General features: G+C 62.6%; 9 protein-coding genes and 1 pseudogene. 4 read left to right on the top strand and 6 right to left on the bottom strand.

All coding sequences use genetic code 11. From position 1 onward, the window contains the following. Nucleotides 1-235: 235 nt before the first annotated feature. Together BHMPCIPO_RS22725 and BHMPCIPO_RS22720 are read right to left on the bottom strand one after the other, a co-directional pair. Complete coding sequence (locus BHMPCIPO_RS22725) at nt 236-1,882, bottom strand: caspase family protein (protein ID WP_173519080.1); 1,647 nt, start codon at nt 1,880-1,882, stop codon at nt 236-238. A 320-nt stretch (nt 1,883-2,202) separates the two neighbouring features. After that, nucleotides 2,203-2,511: a DUF982 domain-containing protein gene (locus BHMPCIPO_RS22720; RefSeq protein WP_173519079.1), complete on the bottom strand. Its 309-nt coding sequence runs from the start codon at nt 2,509-2,511 to the stop codon at nt 2,203-2,205. An 862-nt stretch (nt 2,512-3,373) separates the two neighbouring features. On the opposite strand from BHMPCIPO_RS22720, the gene BHMPCIPO_RS22715 reads away from it, so the two are divergent. From BHMPCIPO_RS22715 to BHMPCIPO_RS22705, 3 genes are all read left to right on the top strand, one after another. After that, nucleotides 3,374-7,963, top strand: a complete 4,590-nt coding sequence (locus tag BHMPCIPO_RS22715; protein ID WP_173519078.1) for a beta strand repeat-containing protein — start codon at nt 3,374-3,376, stop codon at nt 7,961-7,963. Nucleotides 7,964-7,981: 18 nt separating this feature from the next. Beyond that, nucleotides 7,982-9,715, top strand: a complete 1,734-nt coding sequence (locus BHMPCIPO_RS22710; RefSeq protein WP_173519077.1) for a type I secretion system permease/ATPase — start codon at nt 7,982-7,984, stop codon at nt 9,713-9,715. Nucleotides 9,716-9,804: 89 nt separating this feature from the next. Next, nucleotides 9,805-11,064, top strand: coding sequence for an HlyD family type I secretion periplasmic adaptor subunit (locus BHMPCIPO_RS22705; RefSeq protein WP_312033057.1), 1,260 nt, complete (start codon nt 9,805-9,807; stop codon nt 11,062-11,064). Between the two features lie 173 nt (nt 11,065-11,237). On the opposite strand, the gene BHMPCIPO_RS22700 is transcribed toward BHMPCIPO_RS22705, so the two are convergent. The 3 genes and pseudogenes from BHMPCIPO_RS22700 to BHMPCIPO_RS22690 form a co-directional block, all read right to left on the bottom strand. Continuing rightward, a complete protein-coding gene (locus tag BHMPCIPO_RS22700) occupies nt 11,238-12,023 on the bottom strand; it encodes a pseudouridine synthase (protein WP_173519075.1) in 786 nt (261 codons plus the stop codon). An 81-nt stretch (nt 12,024-12,104) separates the two neighbouring features. Then, the gene (locus BHMPCIPO_RS22695) at nt 12,105-13,667 is read right to left on the bottom strand and encodes a D-aminopeptidase (RefSeq protein ID WP_173519074.1); all 1,563 of its coding nucleotides are present in this window, start codon (nt 13,665-13,667) and stop codon (nt 12,105-12,107) included. A 93-nt stretch (nt 13,668-13,760) separates the two neighbouring features. After that, nucleotides 13,761-15,478, bottom strand: a pseudogene (locus tag BHMPCIPO_RS22690) (ABC transporter ATP-binding protein). A gap of 290 nt (nt 15,479-15,768) precedes the next feature. Between BHMPCIPO_RS22690 and BHMPCIPO_RS32970 the strand changes: the two are divergent. Beyond that, a complete protein-coding gene (locus BHMPCIPO_RS32970; RefSeq protein ID WP_247958800.1) occupies nt 15,769-16,113 on the top strand; it encodes a DUF6074 family protein in 345 nt (114 codons plus the stop codon). Between the two features lie 11 nt (nt 16,114-16,124). Here BHMPCIPO_RS32970 and BHMPCIPO_RS22680 read toward each other — a convergent pair whose 3' ends face one another. Continuing rightward, the gene (locus BHMPCIPO_RS22680; protein ID WP_173519072.1) at nt 16,125-17,345 is read right to left on the bottom strand and encodes an adenylate/guanylate cyclase domain-containing protein; all 1,221 of its coding nucleotides are present in this window, start codon (nt 17,343-17,345) and stop codon (nt 16,125-16,127) included. Nucleotides 17,346-17,368 lie beyond the last annotated feature (23 nt).

Here is a 17,368-nt window from a genome sequence, read left to right as displayed (position 1 = left end):
ACGGAGCGGCGGAATACCGCTTGCGGGCCGTTGCTACCTTGGCAAACGCTTTCTCCATTGGACTTACGATCGCGCAGGAACCGAGCGAAGATCCAGTCGGCTCGACGCGCACGGCCCAGGGATCTGCCTATGACGCTGAAGTGGATCGCGCCGCAGGCTTTAAGAATGTCGCCGCTGGATGAAAGTTCGGGGCAGGTCGCACGCACATCGAAGTCTCCCTGACACTACCTTCACGCTACATCTTGCCCATAGTAATAAGTCCGGAGCAACCGCTGCCTGCTCCGGTCCCCCTGAACTTGCCCGTCCCTTTATCTCCTTTTATCATCCCCGTCAGGATGTTGCCTCCCTTCCTTCCCTTATGGACAAACGTGTGGCTAATCGTGACGGCTCCGTTGCTGGAGATTTTTCCCGAGAACCCAGAGCTGGACGACACTGTGCCGTGACTTACGAAAACGGTTGACGAGAGTTCGCGCCAGTCGCCGCAGTCCGTCTTTGCATGCCTTATTATCCGCCATGTGCCGTCGAAGGCACTCAGGCCGAGCTCCACGCAGCGGTTGTCGCGGGCTTCCAATCCGTTGCCGCAGACGAGCGGACAAACACGATTCCCAATCGCTTTCAGCCCATTCAAAAGCTCCTCGGTCGGTGCGAGTGAGGTAAGCTTCAGTCCCTTGCGCCCGGCATATGCCTGCAGGGCCTTCCGGCTGCTGTCACCCCATTTGCCGTCAACCCGGCTGAGGCATCCGATGCGCGCCAGTTCCCTTTGGGCGGCGAACGCGAGTTCACCGGCCGTCATGTTGGCCGCCGGCGCACCTGACGCCTGTGCCCTTGAGTTGGCCTGTCCAAGAACAGCAACGTCAGTTGGCCCGGCGTTGCCTTCAAGGTTTACGGCACGTTTGGAATCGGCCGTTTCCTGCTCCGCCGCCTGCCTTTCCTTTTCGCGCGCTCCGATCGCCGCGATCTTCAATTTCGCAAGCGTTCCGAACGCGCCATTGGGGTATTCCCGGAGGTATGCTTCGAAGAAATTGCTTTCGGTCGAATCCTTAATGGAATTCCAGTAGGCAAGCTCCACGGTTCTGTCGGTATCCGCTGTCGCCGGCGGCCTCGTTGCTGGGGCCAGGACCGGCGATGGATTTAGAACAACGGGGCCTGTCAGGGATGAGCTGTCCCAAGGAATCTGCTTGCCGTCCGTGACCTGTAACACGGTGCGACGCACTGCAATCAGATCATCCGTTATGCTCTGCGCGGGTGTGCCGAGGTGTTTCAGCAAGGCCGTCGTGAACGGGGAGTTCCTGCCAGCCCCATCAAGGGCAACGTTTCCCGGCTGAGTTGCGAACGCAATCAGAGAGCCCACGCCGGTATCGAGTTTCGCTAGCCCCCGCCCGACGACCATGGACCGCGTTCCCAGGGAGCGTGCCAGTGTCACGGCCAGTGGATTGTCACGGCACGCGTCGAGGAACACCAAGTTGACCTTGGCATTACGCTCCATGGCGGAGAGCACGAGCTCGATCGGCAACGCCTCGAAATCCAGATCGTTGTTTGAACGAAGCTGCGCGTCGACCGGGATCATGTAGTTGGCCCCGTTTACCTGCAGCCCATGACCGGCATAGAAAAAGAGCGCCACGTCAGCGCCTTCGACTTTTCCCACAAACTCTCGGATCGACCGACGCATTCCCGCCAGGTCGAGGTCGTGGCCGGTCACCACCACGAATCCCAGTCCTGTCAATTTCGACACCATGTCGCTGGCGTCATTCTGCGGGTTCGTAAGCTGTGGCGCGTGCTGGTAGGCCGAGTTTCCAATGACCAGCGCGACGCGCTTTTCGGCCCAAGCGTACGAGCTTAGAAAAAAGAGCGAGAGCACAACGGCCGCACGAAGAAAATACATAGGAGCCAGCCCCACCGACCATGCTCCCAAGTCGAAATCGACGTTTGGCAGGCACACCTCCGATTGTCGCTGTCAGCGCATCGGACCAGCCCAAGGGATTGCAGTCGGGATGAATTAAGAATGATCCCAGGCGCGCATGTCGTCAACCAAGACCCGAATGTTGTCGAAGCTTAGCGGCGCCGTCGGGTGTAGTCACATAATCGGTACGCAGTCCGCTCGTCGTTTCTTGGCTGGATCGGTCGGATCCCCATCACCACATTCTGGAAGTGGTTATCGGTGAAGATCGGAGTTCAATCAGGCCACAGCCACGCTTGGCGTTGTCAGCTCAATGGCTTGTTGCCGTGAGATCCCGGGCTGGCATGGTGATAGTGGTTGGCAACCGCTGACGTCGCCATACCAGCCTCCAAGCACGCACCGATGAAGGCATCACGAGCAACCGCTGCTGGAACAGAGCGATTCAGCGCACAGCGGCACGTTATGACGGCGCGTTCATAGCCTTGTCCGTGCCGTATCGGCCATTCATGTTCTAGAAAGTCCAGTGCGTCGTAGACCGATGCAAAAATGCGGTTCGATCCTGACTGCAAACGAACAGATAGCGGGACCGCCCAAGGTATCTCAGGAAGGCGCATAATGTCCTCCTTCCGCAGGCTAACAGGATGAAAAAGAACACCAAAATGATACAGCGACGGCCCCCGCGGTTCAACGTCAACACGGCAGGTACCAAGGGGGCGGGGCTCGTCCGTTCGTCGTACGGATTTATGCGAATGACGTAGAGGTTCGCATCGAGGCCGCTCTTCGGTTTAGTCGATTGTCGCCGGTAGCGTTCTTGGATCTCGAAGCCTTTTCGGCTCTCTTCCGGGGCAGAAGGACCATCGCGTCGCGACTGAGCCCGCCAGCATCACCTCTTCCCCGCAAGTATTGCGGCCGCAGGATTAGCGGTGCCGTTTTCGCTCATTCTTTCGGGCACGAAGGTTAACTATGTTTACACTCTTTAAATTAGCAAATTGAAATATCTTGTTTGCTAATCCGCCGAATGTGTTATTAATTCATTAAGGATATAGGTTGCCGAAGCCCGGTGGGACAAAGAGCGGCTGAGGAAACCAACATAATTTTCAGGAAGTTAGTTTGGGAGCGGCTGTTTTTCCTGGCTGCCCCGATAGGAGTAGTCGTGCGCGAATTTTTCTCGCCCCGAGAGGGCGTGTGGACGGCAAGGACACCGGCTCAGACTGGTCAGGGCCTCTGCTTGGCCGAGAATTGCAGTCTTGCTTCTTCTTCCAATGTTCGACCGATTGGGCGATCGCGAGCAGGCAGTCGCGGGCTCACACTTGGTCGCTCCACACAGGATGTTTTGGCGCTCTCTGCGCCCTGTATGAAGGATTTCAATCAACGGCGGGATGAGATCGCCGATGGCGCAACGGCGCGCCATCGGACGGGCATCGCATAAAACCACAGTACCTCGATATCGGATACGCATGGCGGGAGGGGAATGTCATGGCTACGCAGACCACGGGTGGTGGAAGCACTACATCTTTCAGCAACGCACCGCAGGCGCAGGGCGATGCCTATGCGTGGACCGAGGATCAACTGAAGTCATCTGGCCTCTACAATTCCAGTACCAATACCATCACCCTGGACGTGATGGCCAACGATCTTGGCGGCAAAGCGAAGACTCTCTGGTCGATCGACGACGGCGGCTCGAATTTCATGACCGAGCTGTTGCAAAGCAATGTCACAACCAGTTGGGAGAGGACCGCAGAAGGAAACTGGATGCGAATCTCCAGCGGAAAGATCGAATATAGAATTGCTGACGGCTCCAACTCGCCCGACAATGCCCGGAGCGTCGACTCCCTGGCAGGCGGCGAACACATACAGGACTCGTTCTACTATTCGATCCGGCTCGGCAACGGCACGCTGAGCTACGCCAAGGTGACACTGGACATCACGGGCCAGAACGACGTGTCGACGTTCGGCGGCACGTACGAAGGGAGCGTCGTCGAAGCGGGAGGCACGAACAACAGCGATCCCGGTTCGCCAACAGCCACCGGTACGCTGCACGTTTATGATGCCGATTTCAACCAAAACCATTTCCAGGCACCGCTGGAAGCTGCGCTCGAGGGTACATACGGCAACTTCAGCTTCGACGCGTCCACAGGGGCTTGGACCTACGCACTCGACAATGCCCGCTTGGCGACCCAGGCGCTTCCCGCCGGGCAGCAGGTCACGGACACGCTGACCGTATGGTCCGCAGACGGGACCGCCAGCCAAGACATCGTGGTGACCATCACCGGTACCAATGATGCGCCTGCCGTGTCGGGGGCGGTCAGCGATGGCGCCACCGAGGGCGGAACGCCCGTGACGCTCGACGCGCTCGCCAACGCCACCGACGTCGATGACGGCACGGCGCTGCAGGTCGTCGATGTGCCGGCCCAGCTGCCGGCCGGCGTCAGCTATGACGCCGCCACCCATGCCTTTGCGCTCGATCCGAAGCATGCCGCCTACGATCACCTGGCCGCCGGCCAGCCGACGACGGTGACGGTGAACTATGCGGTGTCGGACGGCATCGCCACGACGCCGGCCTCGGTCACCTGGACCGTCACCGGCACCAATGATGCGCCTGCCGTGTCGGGGGCGGTCAGCGATGGCGCCACCGAGGGCGGAACGCCCGTGACGCTCGACGCGCTCGCCAACGCCACCGACGTCGATGACGGCACGGCGCTGCAGGTCGTCGATGTGCCGGCCCAGCTGCCGGCCGGCGTCAGCTATGACGCCGCCACCCATGCCTTTGCGCTCGATCCGAAGCATGCCGCCTACGATCACCTGGCCGCCGGCCAGCCGACGACGGTGACGGTGAACTATGCGGTGTCGGACGGCATCGCCACGACGCCGGCCTCGGTCACCTGGACCGTCACCGGCACCAATGATGCGCCTGCCGTGTCGGGGGCGGTCAGCGATGGCGCCACCGAGGGCGGAACGCCCGTGACGCTCGACGCGCTCGCCAACGCCACCGACGTCGATGACGGCACGGCGCTGCAGGTCGTCGATGTGCCGGCCCAGCTGCCGGCCGGCGTCAGCTATGACGCCGCCACCCATGCCTTTGCGCTCGATCCGAAGCATGCCGCCTACGATCACCTGGCCGCCGGCCAGCCGACGACGGTGACGGTGAACTATGCGGTGTCGGACGGCATCGCCACGACGCCGGCCTCGGTCACCTGGACCGTCACCGGCACCAATGATGCGCCTGCCGTGTCGGGGGCGGTCAGCGATGGCGCCACCGAGGGCGGAACGCCCGTGACGCTCGACGCGCTCGCCAACGCCACCGACGTCGATGACGGCACGGCGCTGCAGGTCGTCGATGTGCCGGCCCAGCTGCCGGCCGGCGTCAGCTATGACGCCGCCACCCATGCCTTTGCGCTCGATCCGAAGCATGCCGCCTACGATCACCTGGCCGCCGGCCAGCCGACGACGGTGACGGTGAACTATGCGGTGTCGGACGGCATCGCCACGACGCCGGCCTCGGTCACCTGGACCGTCACCGGCACCAATGATGCGCCTGCCGTGTCGGGGGCGGTCAGCGATGGCGCCACCGAGGGCGGAACGCCCGTGACGCTCGACGCGCTCGCCAACGCCACCGACGTCGATGACGGCACGGCGCTGCAGGTCGTCGATGTGCCGGCCCAGCTGCCGGCCGGCGTCAGCTATGACGCCGCCACCCATGCCTTTGCGCTCGATCCGAAGCATGCCGCCTACGATCACCTGGCCGCCGGCCAGCCGACGACGGTGACGGTGAACTATGCGGTGTCGGACGGCATCGCCACGACGCCGGCCTCGGTCACCTGGACCGTCACCGGCACCAATGATGCGCCTGCCGTGTCGGGGGCGGTCAGCGATGGCGCCACCGAGGGCGGAACGCCCGTGACGCTCGACGCGCTCGCCAACGCCACCGACGTCGATGACGGCACGGCGCTGCAGGTCGTCGATGTGCCGGCCCAGCTGCCGGCCGGCGTCAGCTATGACGCCGCCACCCATGCCTTTGCGCTCGATCCGAAGCATGCCGCCTACGATCACCTGGCCGCCGGCCAGCCGACGACGGTGACGGTGAACTATGCGGTGTCGGACGGCATCGCCACGACGCCGGCCTCGGTCACCTGGACCGTCACCGGCACCAATGATGCGCCTGCCGTGTCGGGGGCGGTCAGCGATGGCGCCACCGAGGGCGGAACGCCCGTGACGCTCGACGCGCTCGCCAACGCCACCGACGTCGATGACGGCACGGCGCTGCAGGTCGTCGATGTGCCGGCCCAGCTGCCGGCCGGCGTCAGCTATGACGCCGCCACCCATGCCTTTGCGCTCGATCCGAAGCATGCCGCCTACGATCACCTGGCCGCCGGCCAGCCGACGACGGTGACGGTGAACTATGCGGTGTCGGACGGCATCGCCACGACGCCGGCCTCGGTCACCTGGACCGTCACCGGCACGAACGATGCGCCGACGACCTCTGCGGTGACGCTAACACCGATTGCCGAGGACAGCGTCAGCCGCATCATCACCCAGGCAGAGCTGAGAGCCAATGCGTCTGACATTGACGGCGACAGTCTGACGGCCACGAACCTGGAAATCGCGACGGGCAATGGTTCGCTGGTCGCCAACGCCAATGGCAGCTGGACCTATACGCCTGCCGCCAACGACGACACCGGGGTCTCGTTCAGCTACACGATCACCGACGGGCACGGCGGTAGCGTGGCGGGCACGGCGAGCCTCGACATCACCCCGGTCAACGACGCGCCTACCAATACCGTGCCAGGCGCGCAGACCGTCAACTCGAACACGGCGAGCGCGATCAACGGTGTCGCCGTGACGGATGTCGACAGCGCCAACGTGTCGACGACCGTATCGGTCGGCCATGGCAAGCTGACGGTTGGAACCGGTGGCGGTGTGACCGTGAGCAACAATGCCACGGCTACGGTGACCATCAGCGGGACGCTCACGCAGGTCAATGCCGCGCTGGCTGCCCTGAGCTACGTCAGCGACACGAACTACGGCGGCACCGACACTTTGACCGTCACAACGTCCGATGGTTTCCTGAGCGATACCGACACGGTGGGGCTGACGGTCAATCCGCCGCCCAATGCGGCGCCGGTGGCAAGTAATGATGTTATCGTCATATCCACCGGAACGTCCGTATTCCTCTCGGCGGCATGGCTGCTCAACAATGACACGGATGCTGACGGAGACGCCCTTTCGATTTCTGGGGCGGGCATCGGCTCGCTGCCGAGCGGTTGGACCATCATGTCGGTGACGGCGGGCGGGGTGATCACCGGGTTCAACGTGAGCACGGGCAATATCAACCAAGCGGCCACCCTGGCGTACACGGTCAGCGATGGGCAGGGGCACACGTCGACCGCCCAGTTCACCGTTCAGACGCCCTCCATGGCGTCGACCGGCAATGATAATGATATCAACCTGGGCTCCTTGAGCTACAACTACTCGTACATTGACGGAAAGAATCACGAGGACACCCTCACCGCGAACCGGACGCTTAGCGGAACGCAGGGAAACGACGTATTCGTCGGCGGTAACGGGGATGACACCCTTGATGCCGGGGCCGGCAACAACATTCTCACCGGCGGGATTGGCGATGACACCTTCGTCTTCCGCAACTTTGGGAGCACGGCGAACCACGTTACCGATTTCGAGTCAGGCATAAATTCGACGACCGTCGATACCTTGCGCTTCGACGTGGGGACCGGAGCAGGCGAATTCTCCGCCGGCAACAACAACCCGACCGTGGAGAACTTCAAGGCGGGCAACAACGCAGCGATCAATTTTGCCGGCACGGAAGTCGCCGTGAAAACGGATGGGAGCGTCACCAATGCTTCCGTTCAGGGAACGATCAATGGCTACGGCAACATCACCACGGGTGCGTTCTTCGTCTTCCACAATACGGATCTTGGTCATGCCGCGGTCTACTACGACCCCAATCCGGCGGTGGCAGGCGGCGCGGTGCTTGTCGCGGAACTCGATAATGTCACGCTGCTTGGCAATCTCGGCACCTTGAATGCCGGTGATTTTCAGTTCGTCTAGCGTGAGGACGAGCGAAAAATGCGCCTTGCACCCAACCAGTCCTCCCTCCAGGCGGTGATGGCCGAACTTCGGCGTGCCGCCTGGCCACTCGTAGCCTTCAGCGCGGCAATCAACATCCTGATGCTGACGGCGGCGCTCTACATGCTGCAGGTCTATAATCGGGTGCTTTCGAGCCACAGCCTCGAAACGCTGACGGCGCTCACCGTGATGGCCGTCGTGGCGCTCCTGGCCCTGGCAATATTGGAAACCGTGCGATCGCAACTGCTTATCGCCACCGGGATCTGGCTGAACGGTCGCCTTTCGCCTGTGCTGCTTGCTGCGTCGATCGAACAGGCGGCGGGGAAGCGCGGCAATGGCGGCGCTCGCACGCTGCGCGACCTCGAGCAGTTCGGGAACTTCGTCACCGGCTCGGCAATTTTCCCGATCCTTGACGCGCCCTGGGCGCCGATCTTCTTTGCGGCAATCTTCCTGCTGCACCCCTGGCTCGGCTGGCTGGCATTGGGAGGCGGTCTTGCGCTTTTCCTTCTGGCGGTGCTCACGGAGCTTGTCACGCGACAGCCGGTTGCCCAGGCGAGCGGCGCTCAAAGCAAAGCCTATGCACAAGCGGAAGCGGCGATCCGAAACGCCGAGGCCATACAGGCCATGGGCATGCTGCAGGCGATGATGTCCAGCTGGAAGCCGGTGCAGAAGGCTGCGGCGGAGGGGCAGGCGACCGCAAGCCTTCGTTCGGCGGCCCTTGCCGCGGCGGCGCGCTTTCTCCGGCTCGGCCTGCAGATCGGCATTCTCGGGCTCGGAGCCTATCTTGTCGTGCATGCCGAGGGCTCTCCCGGCGCGATGGTGGCTGCCTCCATCCTGATGGGGCGGGCGCTTGCACCCGTCGAGCAGGCGATCGGTACGTGGAAGGCGATCTTGAGCGCGCGATCTGCCTATTACCGGCTATCCGTCGTGGCCGGCGCTCGGCGCGACGAGGTCCCCATTCTGCCATTGCCGCGTCCCGAGGGGCGGCTTGTCGTCGAGAATGTCATCGTTGCGCGCGAAGGCGGCGGCGAGCCGATCCTGAAGGGCGTGAGCTTCCAGCTCGAACCCGGCGAAGTGCTCGCGGTCATTGGTCCGTCTGCGGCGGGCAAGACGAGCCTGGCAAGGCTCATCGTGGGCGCTTCCACGGCCGGCCACGGCCGGGTGCTCCTTGGTGGCATGGATGTCGCGCAATGGGCAGCCGCGGATCGCGGCCAGCATGTCGGCTACTTGCCACAGGACATCGAACTCTTCTCCGGGACCGTCGCCGAGAACATCGCTCGATTTCAGGAACTCAACGAGCAATCCTTCCGCAATGTCGTGCGCGCTGCGTGCGAGGCCGGGGTACACGAGCTCATCAAAGGGCTACCGAAAGGCTACCACACTGAGATTGGCGAGGCGGGCGCGGTGCTCTCGGGCGGCCAGCGTCAGCGGATCGCGCTTGCCCGCGCACTCTACCGGGATCCTGCGTTCTTGCTCCTGGACGAGCCCAACTCCAACCTTGACGGAGACGGTGAGCAGGCGCTGAGCGATGCGCTTCAAAAGCTCAAGGCTGCCGGAAGGACGATAGTTCTGATCACCCATCGCTCAAACATGATGGAGAGCGTCGACAAGGTTCTTGTGCTTCAGCGCGGTCAGATCGATCTCTTCGGTCCGCGCAACGATGTGTTCCGTGCGATGGAAGAGCGAGCGCGAGCCGCAACCACAGCCCCTCGATTGGGAGTCGTGAGCGCATGATTGCCAAGCTGCTAATCCCTCTTGGTGGCGAACCTACAACATACACAGCCACCGACGACACCCGGCTTCTGCCGCGATTAAGACCCGCTGTGGCAACCGGGCTTGTGGTGATCCTCGCTTTTTTTGGCATCTTCGGCGGCTGGGCCGCTCTGGCGCCGCTCGACAGCGCGGCAGTCACCCAGGGTGTCGTCAAGGTCGAGGGCGAACGCAAGGTGATCCAGCATCTCGAAGGCGGCATCGTTTCGCAGCTCAAGGTCGCCGATGGCGAACACGTCAAAAGTGGCCAGGTTCTGATCAAGCTGGATGACACGCAGGCAGCCGCGCATTTGGAGCTCCTCAGGAACCGTGTCATATCTCGCAAGGCGTCGGCCGCCCGCCTGCGGGCCGAGCGGGACGGAAAAGACGAGATTGCCTTCGAACAAGAGCTTCTGACGTCGTCGTCGTCCCCGGCCGCCGAAGCAGTCGCCGTGCAGAACGAAGTTTTCCGGGCGCGGCGCCTGGCTCTCAGCAACGAAACTGGCATTCTGCATCAGCGCATCCTGCAAAGCGAAAATGAGATCAAAGGGCTCGAAGACATGGTCGCTGCCCAAGATCAAGTGATGGTGTCGATTGAAGCAGAAGCCGCTGATCTGGAAAAACTGTCAAAAAAGGGCCTCGCCACACGCGAGCGGCACCTTCAGCTGCGCCGGCGCCAGGGGGAACTCAAAGGTGAACGTGCCACGAACATTGCCGCAATCGCCCGCATTCGGGAGTCGATGGCGGAGATCGAGCAGCAGATCATGAACCTGTCCACGACCCGCCTGAACGAGGCGGTGGCCGAGCTCAGCAAGGTCGAAGCCGAACTTTTCGATCTCCAGCAGCAGTTGCGCGCGGCCGAGGACGTGCTTGCGCGCGCCGACATCAGAGCTCCCGTCGACGGCGTTGTCATGGGATTGCAGGTCCACACGGCCGGTGGTGTCGTGCGCCCCGGCGAGCCGCTGATGTCGATCGTGCCCGTCGGCCAGAAGCTGGTGGTCGAGGCGATGGTCCGTCCGGAAGACGTCGACACGATCGCCATCGGGCAGTCCGCACACGTCCGGATATCGGCCTTTGCACGTTATGATATGCCGCCGCTGGAGGGTCGCGTTGAGCTCGTATCGGCCGATCGCCTGACCGATGACAGAACCGGCGCCGGCTATTTCACGGCTATCATCGTGGTCGATGAGCAAGAGCTCGGCAAGCTTGCCGGCCGCAAGCTGCTCCCCGGGATGACCAGCGAAGTGATGATCCGCACCGGCAGCCGAACGATGCTCGCCTATATCGGCGAGCCGCTGGCACGAACATTTCGCAGGGCCATGCGGGAGAATTGAGGTCGGAACCGGCTACCGGCCAACCACGCGCTTGTCGCGTGCATGTTCCGGTGGAGTGAGGTCGTCGTTTCGGACGTCGCATTAGATGACCGCCCACCTCACGGCAGGGTGTTCCTAAAAATTGCAGCGGCCAGCCTGGGTCTCGAGGCACTCGAATGTTCCGGCATGGCCCGTCAAAGACCCGTGCGTTGTCTCAGATAGGTGATTTCTTCCGCCGTGAGTGTACGGGTGGCGCCTTTGGGTAGGTCGCCAAGCGCGATCGTCCCGATCGAAACGCGAAGCAGGCGCAAAACCTCGAAGCCGAGCGCATCAAGCATGCGGCGGATCTGGCGGTTGCGCCCCTCTTCCAGCTCCACTTCGATCCATGTGTTCTTGTCGCCACCCTTGAGATGGACGGCACGTGCGGCGCGCAGCACCTCGCCGCCTTCCTCGATGCCGGCAACCATGTGCCTGAGATGCCCGTCACCGACCTGACCGGCGATCTGCACGTGGTAGACCTTGCCGAGATGTGTTTCAGGATCGAGCAGGCGCTGGGCAAGCACTGTGTCGTTGGTGAAGAGCAGAAGCCCTTCGCTGGCTTTATCGAGGCGACCGACTGGGGACAGGAAAGACAAGTCGGATTCCGTCAGGCAATCGAACACCGTCGGCCGGCCCTCGGGGTCGTGCCGAGTGGTGACCAATCCGCGCGGCTTGTTCAGCATCAGATAGATCTTCTCTTCGGCATGCACCGGCTTGCCATCGACCGCGATGCGATCCTTGTCGATGTCGACCCAATGTGAAACGCTCGTGGCCTTGCGTCCGCTGACGCTGACGCGTCCTTCGAGAACGAGCTTTTCGGCTTGCGTGCGCGAACAGTAGCCGAGCTTGGAAAGTGCGCGGGCAACGGTCACGCGTTTGCCGGCATCGGCTGCGGGGCGGCGGCCGTTGTCTCGCGCAGCCGTTGGTCGCTTCTGTTTCACGCCGTGGTCTTCCGGTTTCTGGTCATGTCGCGGCCCATTGCCGCGCCTCTGCTTAGCATATCCGGCGCCTCGATCACGGCCTCAGCCGATTTTCGTGTAGTCGATCCGCCGGGCGAGCCAGCAGCCGATGGTGAGGCCTGCAACCTCGCCTTGCGCGTTGCGCCGGACGAGCATGGTCCAGTCTCCCGGTGCCGGTGCATCCATCGCGCGCTTGCAGCGAAGGAGCCAGACGTCTTCGGCCAGCGGTCGCATGGCATGCATCGCTCCGGTGCCGAGCGCACCGTCGAAGCCGCCGTAGAAGACGCCATTGGTGGAGACGATGTCGAGATGAGCGTCGAGTTCAGCCGAATGGTAGCGGCCGGCGATGTCGGGGAACGCCGTGCCGGAAATGCGTTCGGCATTCACCGTCAGATTTTCGCGGGGCCGTTCCATGCGAAGCGCGGCGCCTTGCGCGGTCAGGGTCACCGCCGCCGAGCGGGCGCTGCCGTCGGCACTGACGGCAAGCGTTTCGGGCGAAGTCGCGAACCGCAGTTCGATGCGGGACGATGCCGTCGGTCTGGCGACAAGGGCGAGGCCCGTTTCCGGATCCAGGTAGCTTCCGGTGCTCCGCGCGTCCCAGCTCCCGGACGTGGTCTCGGTATCCTCGTGGCCGAGAGCGATCTTCATCAGCGTCGTTGCAGCCGCATGGGCATCGCCTTCGTGATTGAACATCACCACGACGGAGAGACGCTCGGTGGGTGCGTAAAGCCTGCGGCAGCGGAAACCGCGAAGCGCGCCACCGTGACCACTGATCGCGACATCGCCGATCATCTCGTGTGCGAGGCCGAAGCCGTAGGGTGCCGGGCGACCATCCGCATAGGTCTGCGGTGCAGAAAGGCGGCGATAGAGCCCGTCCGCATCGTCACGCGTCCCGTCGATGAAGCACTCCCAGGCCAGCATGTCGTCGAGCGAGGCGGAAACACCGGCGTCGCCCGCCCAATAGATGCGATTGAGCGCCTCGAAATAGCCGATCGCCTCGTTGCCCTCGTAGCCGACGATACCGTCCGGCGGCAGGCTGGTATCCGGGGTCAGGGCGGCGGTCTGCATGGCCGCGGGACCAAAGACGGAGCTCTGATAGAGTTCCGCCATTGAGCGGCCGGTATGCTCTTCAATCAGGTCGGCGAGAATGCGGAAATTGCCGTTGGAGTAGGAATAGCGGGTGCCGGGCTCGAAATGCGTCGAGCGCGCCTTGGACAGCAGCGGGCGTGCATCCTCACGGCGGAAGACACCATCGTGGCTGGCGCCCTCAAGCACCGTCAACGCCCAGTAGTCGCGAAGTCCGGACTGGTTGTGACAGAGATGGGCAGCGGTCGGGCGCTTGCCTTCGAGCAAGGGGAGATAGGCGTCGAGCGCGGGGTCGAGCTTCTCGGGACGACCAACCGCGTCCAGCAGCACCGCGCAGGTTAGCTGCTTGGTGATCGAGCAGATCGGAATCCGCGTCGCCATCGTCATCTGTTTGCGGGCCGTCAGGTCGGCATAGCCCCAGGCGTGGCGAAACAGGACCTCGCCGTCTCTCACCACACCGGCAACGCCGCCCGGTCCGGGGTGGTGCTGCGGCAAGGCTGCTATGGCGCGTTCAAGGACGGAAAGATCAGGAGTGTTCATGGCGCTAAGGATCTGGCGGACGGAGGGTGCAATGTGTTCCGTTCGTATCGTCCCCTCCTTCCGCATGCAATGCCTACGCTGCCATGGCCATCATCAGATGGTACCTGCCTGGGCGTGATAGAGGCGGCTATAGGCGCCCTTGGCGGCGAGCAGTGTTTCGTGCGGTCCCTGTTCGCGAATGCGGCTGCCGTCGCCCACAACGATGCGATCGGCATCGCGGATCGTTGCCAGCCGGTGCGCGATGATCAATGTCGTCCTGCCCCTGGAAAGTTCGGCCAGCGACTGCTGGATCGCCCGTTCCGATTCGGTGTCGAGCGCGGAGGTCGCCTCGTCGAGGATGAGGATTGCGGGGTTCTTCAGGAACATGCGGGCGATCGCCAGCCTCTGCTTTTGCCCGCCGGAAAGCTTGACTCCGCGCTCGCCGATCACCGTGTCCATGCCGTCCGGCAACGCCTGGATCGTGCCGTCGAGCTTGGCGCGCCGGGCGGCATCCAGGATATCGGCTTCACTGGCACCGAGCCGGCCATAGGCGATGTTGTCGCGAATGGTGCCGGCGAAGAGGAAGACATCCTGCTGGACGATACCGATCTGGCCACGCAGCGAGGAAAGCGTGATGTCGCGGATGTCAGTGCCGTCGATGGTGATCGAACCTTCGCTGACCTCGTAGAAGCGTGGCAGCAGCGAGCAGATCGTCGTCTTGCCGGCGCCCGAGGGACCGACGAAGGCGATCGTCTCGCCGGCATGGATCGTCAGGTCGATGTTCTGGATGATCGGCTTCTCGGCGCTGTAGCCGAACGAGACGCCGCTATAGGTGATGTCACCCTTGAGGTCGGTGACGTCGGCAGCATCTGGCCGATCCTCGATATCGGGCTCGGTTTCCATGAGTTCGAGGAAGCGTTTGAAGCCGGCAATACCCTTCGGATAGGTCTCGATGACCGAGTTGATCTTCTCGACGGGGCGGAAGAACACGCCGACCAGAAGCAGGAAGCTGACGAAGCCGCCATTCGTCAGCTCGCCGGTCAGCACGAAGTAGCAGCCGGTGATCATGACGATCAGCTGCGTCAGCCGCATGCTCATGTAGCTGAGCGACGTGCTCGCGGCCATGATGCGATAGGCTTCGAGCTTGGTGCGGCGATAGTTCTGGTTGTCGGTCTCGAAGAGGCTGCGCTCATGCGCTTCTTGGCTAAGGCCTGTACCACCCGTATCCCCCCAACATTCTCCTCGATGCGGGCGTTGAAATCGCCCACCCGGCCGTAAAGGTTGCGGAAGTTCCGGGTCATCCGCCCGCCGTAGCGGCTGGTAACCCAGGCCGTCATCGGCACGACGGCGGCCGTGATCAGCGCCAGCTGCCAATGCACCATCAGCATCAGCAAGAGTGCGCCGATGAAGGTCATGATCGCAATGAACAGGTCTTCAGGCCCGTGGTGGGCGACTTCGCCGATTTCCTCGAGGTCCTTCGTCAGGCGCCCGACCAGATGACCGGTCTTCTGGTTGTCGAAGAACGAGAAGGAGAGCTTCTGCAGATGGTCGAAGGCCATCCGCCGCATGTCCGTCTCGATGTTGATGCCGAGCATGTGGCCCCAATAGGTGACCGTCGCCATCAGGCCGGTATTGAGCAGATAGACGAGCAGTAGTCCCGCCGAGGACAACAGGATCAGGGTCCATTCCTGGCTCGGCAAAAGCTGATCGACGAACAGCTTCACTGCGATCGGGAAGCCGAGCTCGAGCAGGCCGGAAAGCACGGCGCAGGAAAAGTCGAGAATGAACAGGCCGCGATAGGGGCGGTAAAACGCGAAGAAACGCTTCAACATGCAGCTGCACTCACTGGGGGCGGCGACCGAGGGTGGTGGGTATAAATATGAATTCCAATGTCATGTTTTATGTCGGAAACCAACCCAGAAAAGCGGACAACCGTGTCGCCGGTTTGACGAGGCCGACATCTTCTGTCCCACAAGCGGTCAATCCGCATCTGGCGGTGGCGGCGGGAAGGAAACGTTAACCATAGGCTTCGTAGAACAGGAATCACCAGAGTGCTTCGCCTGCGGTTGGGGACACCGCAGGCGCGTGAGGTGCTCGACATCGACAAGCGTAGGGCGTCTTCATGCGTTCGCGTCAACGCACGAAGCTCCAGGGGGCAAATGAGAAGATGGCAGGCAAGCAATCAGTGAAAGCCACGGAATCCGATGCGAGCACGATCGTTCCGTTTCCGGTGGCAAGGAGATTGACCGCCATCCGCACCGCTGCCGTCGAGCTTGAAGATCTGCATGGCGCCGAAGCCCTGCAATTCTGGCGCCGCCGGTGCCGCGCCCTCGCCGACGAACTTCTTGCCTGCGGCTGCTCGGAAGACGAAGTGCGCCGGCAGGTGATGGACTTCCAGGGTGAGGTTCAAGCCGAGCTGCAGCACCGCCATCTCTCGCGCGTCTCTCAGGGCGTGATGAGCCAGTAACGGCACGCTTTTCAGTTCGCCGGCAGTTCCGGATCCCACGTGAACAGCTCCTTTGCCCGCGCGATGCCGCGCAGCGCGAAACGCCCCAGCGACACCGCATGGACCTGATGTTCCGGCGGGCAGGCCTCGACGAAATCAGAAGACATGATCATGTGCCGCTCGACCGAACGGCACATCGATGAAATGCGGCTCACTTCGTTGACGGCCGGACCGACGACGGTGAAATCGAGTCGGGTCTGGCTGCCGATATTGCCGTAGAACACTTCGCCGATATGGAGGCCGAGATAGACGTCGGTCGTCGGCTTGCCCTCCGCCTGCCGGCTCGTATTGAGCTCGGCGAGCATGCGGCGGAGCTGCCGTTCGGCCGCAATGGCGTTGGCGCAGGCGGTAGCCGGGTCGTCGGCATTGAAGATCGCAAGCACACCGTCACCGATGAGCTTCAGCACGCAGCCACCATGGTCGTGAATGGCCGTGATCACCGTGCCCGAATAATCGTTGAGCAGCGGGATGATCTGGTCGGGCGAGGCGGTGTCCGAGATGCGGGTGTAGCTCCTGAGGTCCGAAAACCACATGACCGTTTCGATGCGCACCGCCGCACCGCGGGCGATGCTTCCCTCGACAACGCGTTTTCCGGCGTCGGCGCCAAGATAGACATCGGCAAGCGTGCTGATGATGCGCATGCAGGAGCCGGTCTTCACCGCGAGCGCGAGCGTCGGCAACAGGGCCCGGAGCGCAGCGATGTCGTCCTCGGCGAAACCGGACGGCTTGCGGGTCGTCCAATAGGAATAGAAACAATCCATTCCCCCGACGCGACCCTGATCGGTGAAATGGTGGATCATGCTGACGCAATCGGTGTGCCCTTGCTCCTTCAGCTCGTTCAGCATCGTGAAGCTGACGGTTTCCTCGGTCGCGAGGCGGGTGCGCCGTTCCGGCTCATGATCGTTGAGCATGTGGTAGAAGATGGAATTCTGCCAATTCAACAGGGCTTCGCCGGTCGTTGTCGAGCCGTACTGGATGACATCGGGCGTCACATCCGTCTCGTCATTCCACTGGAAGGCGCGGCCTTCGAATTCCGGATGCAGCGTGTCGATCAGCCCGAGTGCGCGGGCAAGGTCGAGGCCGGCTGCACGGCACTGCTCGCAGAAGCCAGCGAACAGCTCCGGCTCATCCAGCCCCTTCAGGCCCTGCTCCGAAAGCCAGAGGACGATATCGCGGATCTGTTGATCGTTCATTCTGCATCCCGCACGGCTACTGA

This window comes from Ensifer sesbaniae, assembly GCF_013283665.1.
In the GTDB taxonomy this organism is placed as follows: domain Bacteria; phylum Pseudomonadota; class Alphaproteobacteria; order Rhizobiales; family Rhizobiaceae; genus Ensifer; species Ensifer sesbaniae.
The sequence above is the reverse complement of the archived record's forward strand: the minus strand, read 5'-3'. Positions and strand labels throughout refer to the sequence as shown.

Bases quoted from the DNA above. Each gene is read 5' to 3' on its own strand.
- BHMPCIPO_RS22725 (WP_173519080.1), bottom strand. From the start codon at position 1,882: ATGTATTTTCTTCGTGCGGCCGTTGTGCTCTCGCTCTTTTTTCTAAGC.
- BHMPCIPO_RS22720 (WP_173519079.1), bottom strand. From the start codon at position 2,511: ATGCGCCTTCCTGAGATACCTTGGGCGGTCCCGCTATCTGTTCGTTTG.
- BHMPCIPO_RS22715 (WP_173519078.1), top strand. From the start codon at position 3,374: ATGGCTACGCAGACCACGGGTGGTGGAAGCACTACATCTTTCAGCAAC.
- BHMPCIPO_RS22710 (WP_173519077.1), top strand. From the start codon at position 7,982: ATGCGCCTTGCACCCAACCAGTCCTCCCTCCAGGCGGTGATGGCCGAA.
- BHMPCIPO_RS22695 (WP_173519074.1), bottom strand. From the start codon at position 13,667: ATGAACACTCCTGATCTTTCCGTCCTTGAACGCGCCATAGCAGCCTTG.
- BHMPCIPO_RS32970 (WP_247958800.1), top strand. From the start codon at position 15,769: ATGCGTTCGCGTCAACGCACGAAGCTCCAGGGGGCAAATGAGAAGATG.
- BHMPCIPO_RS22680 (WP_173519072.1), bottom strand. From the start codon at position 17,345: ATGAACGATCAACAGATCCGCGATATCGTCCTCTGGCTTTCGGAGCAG.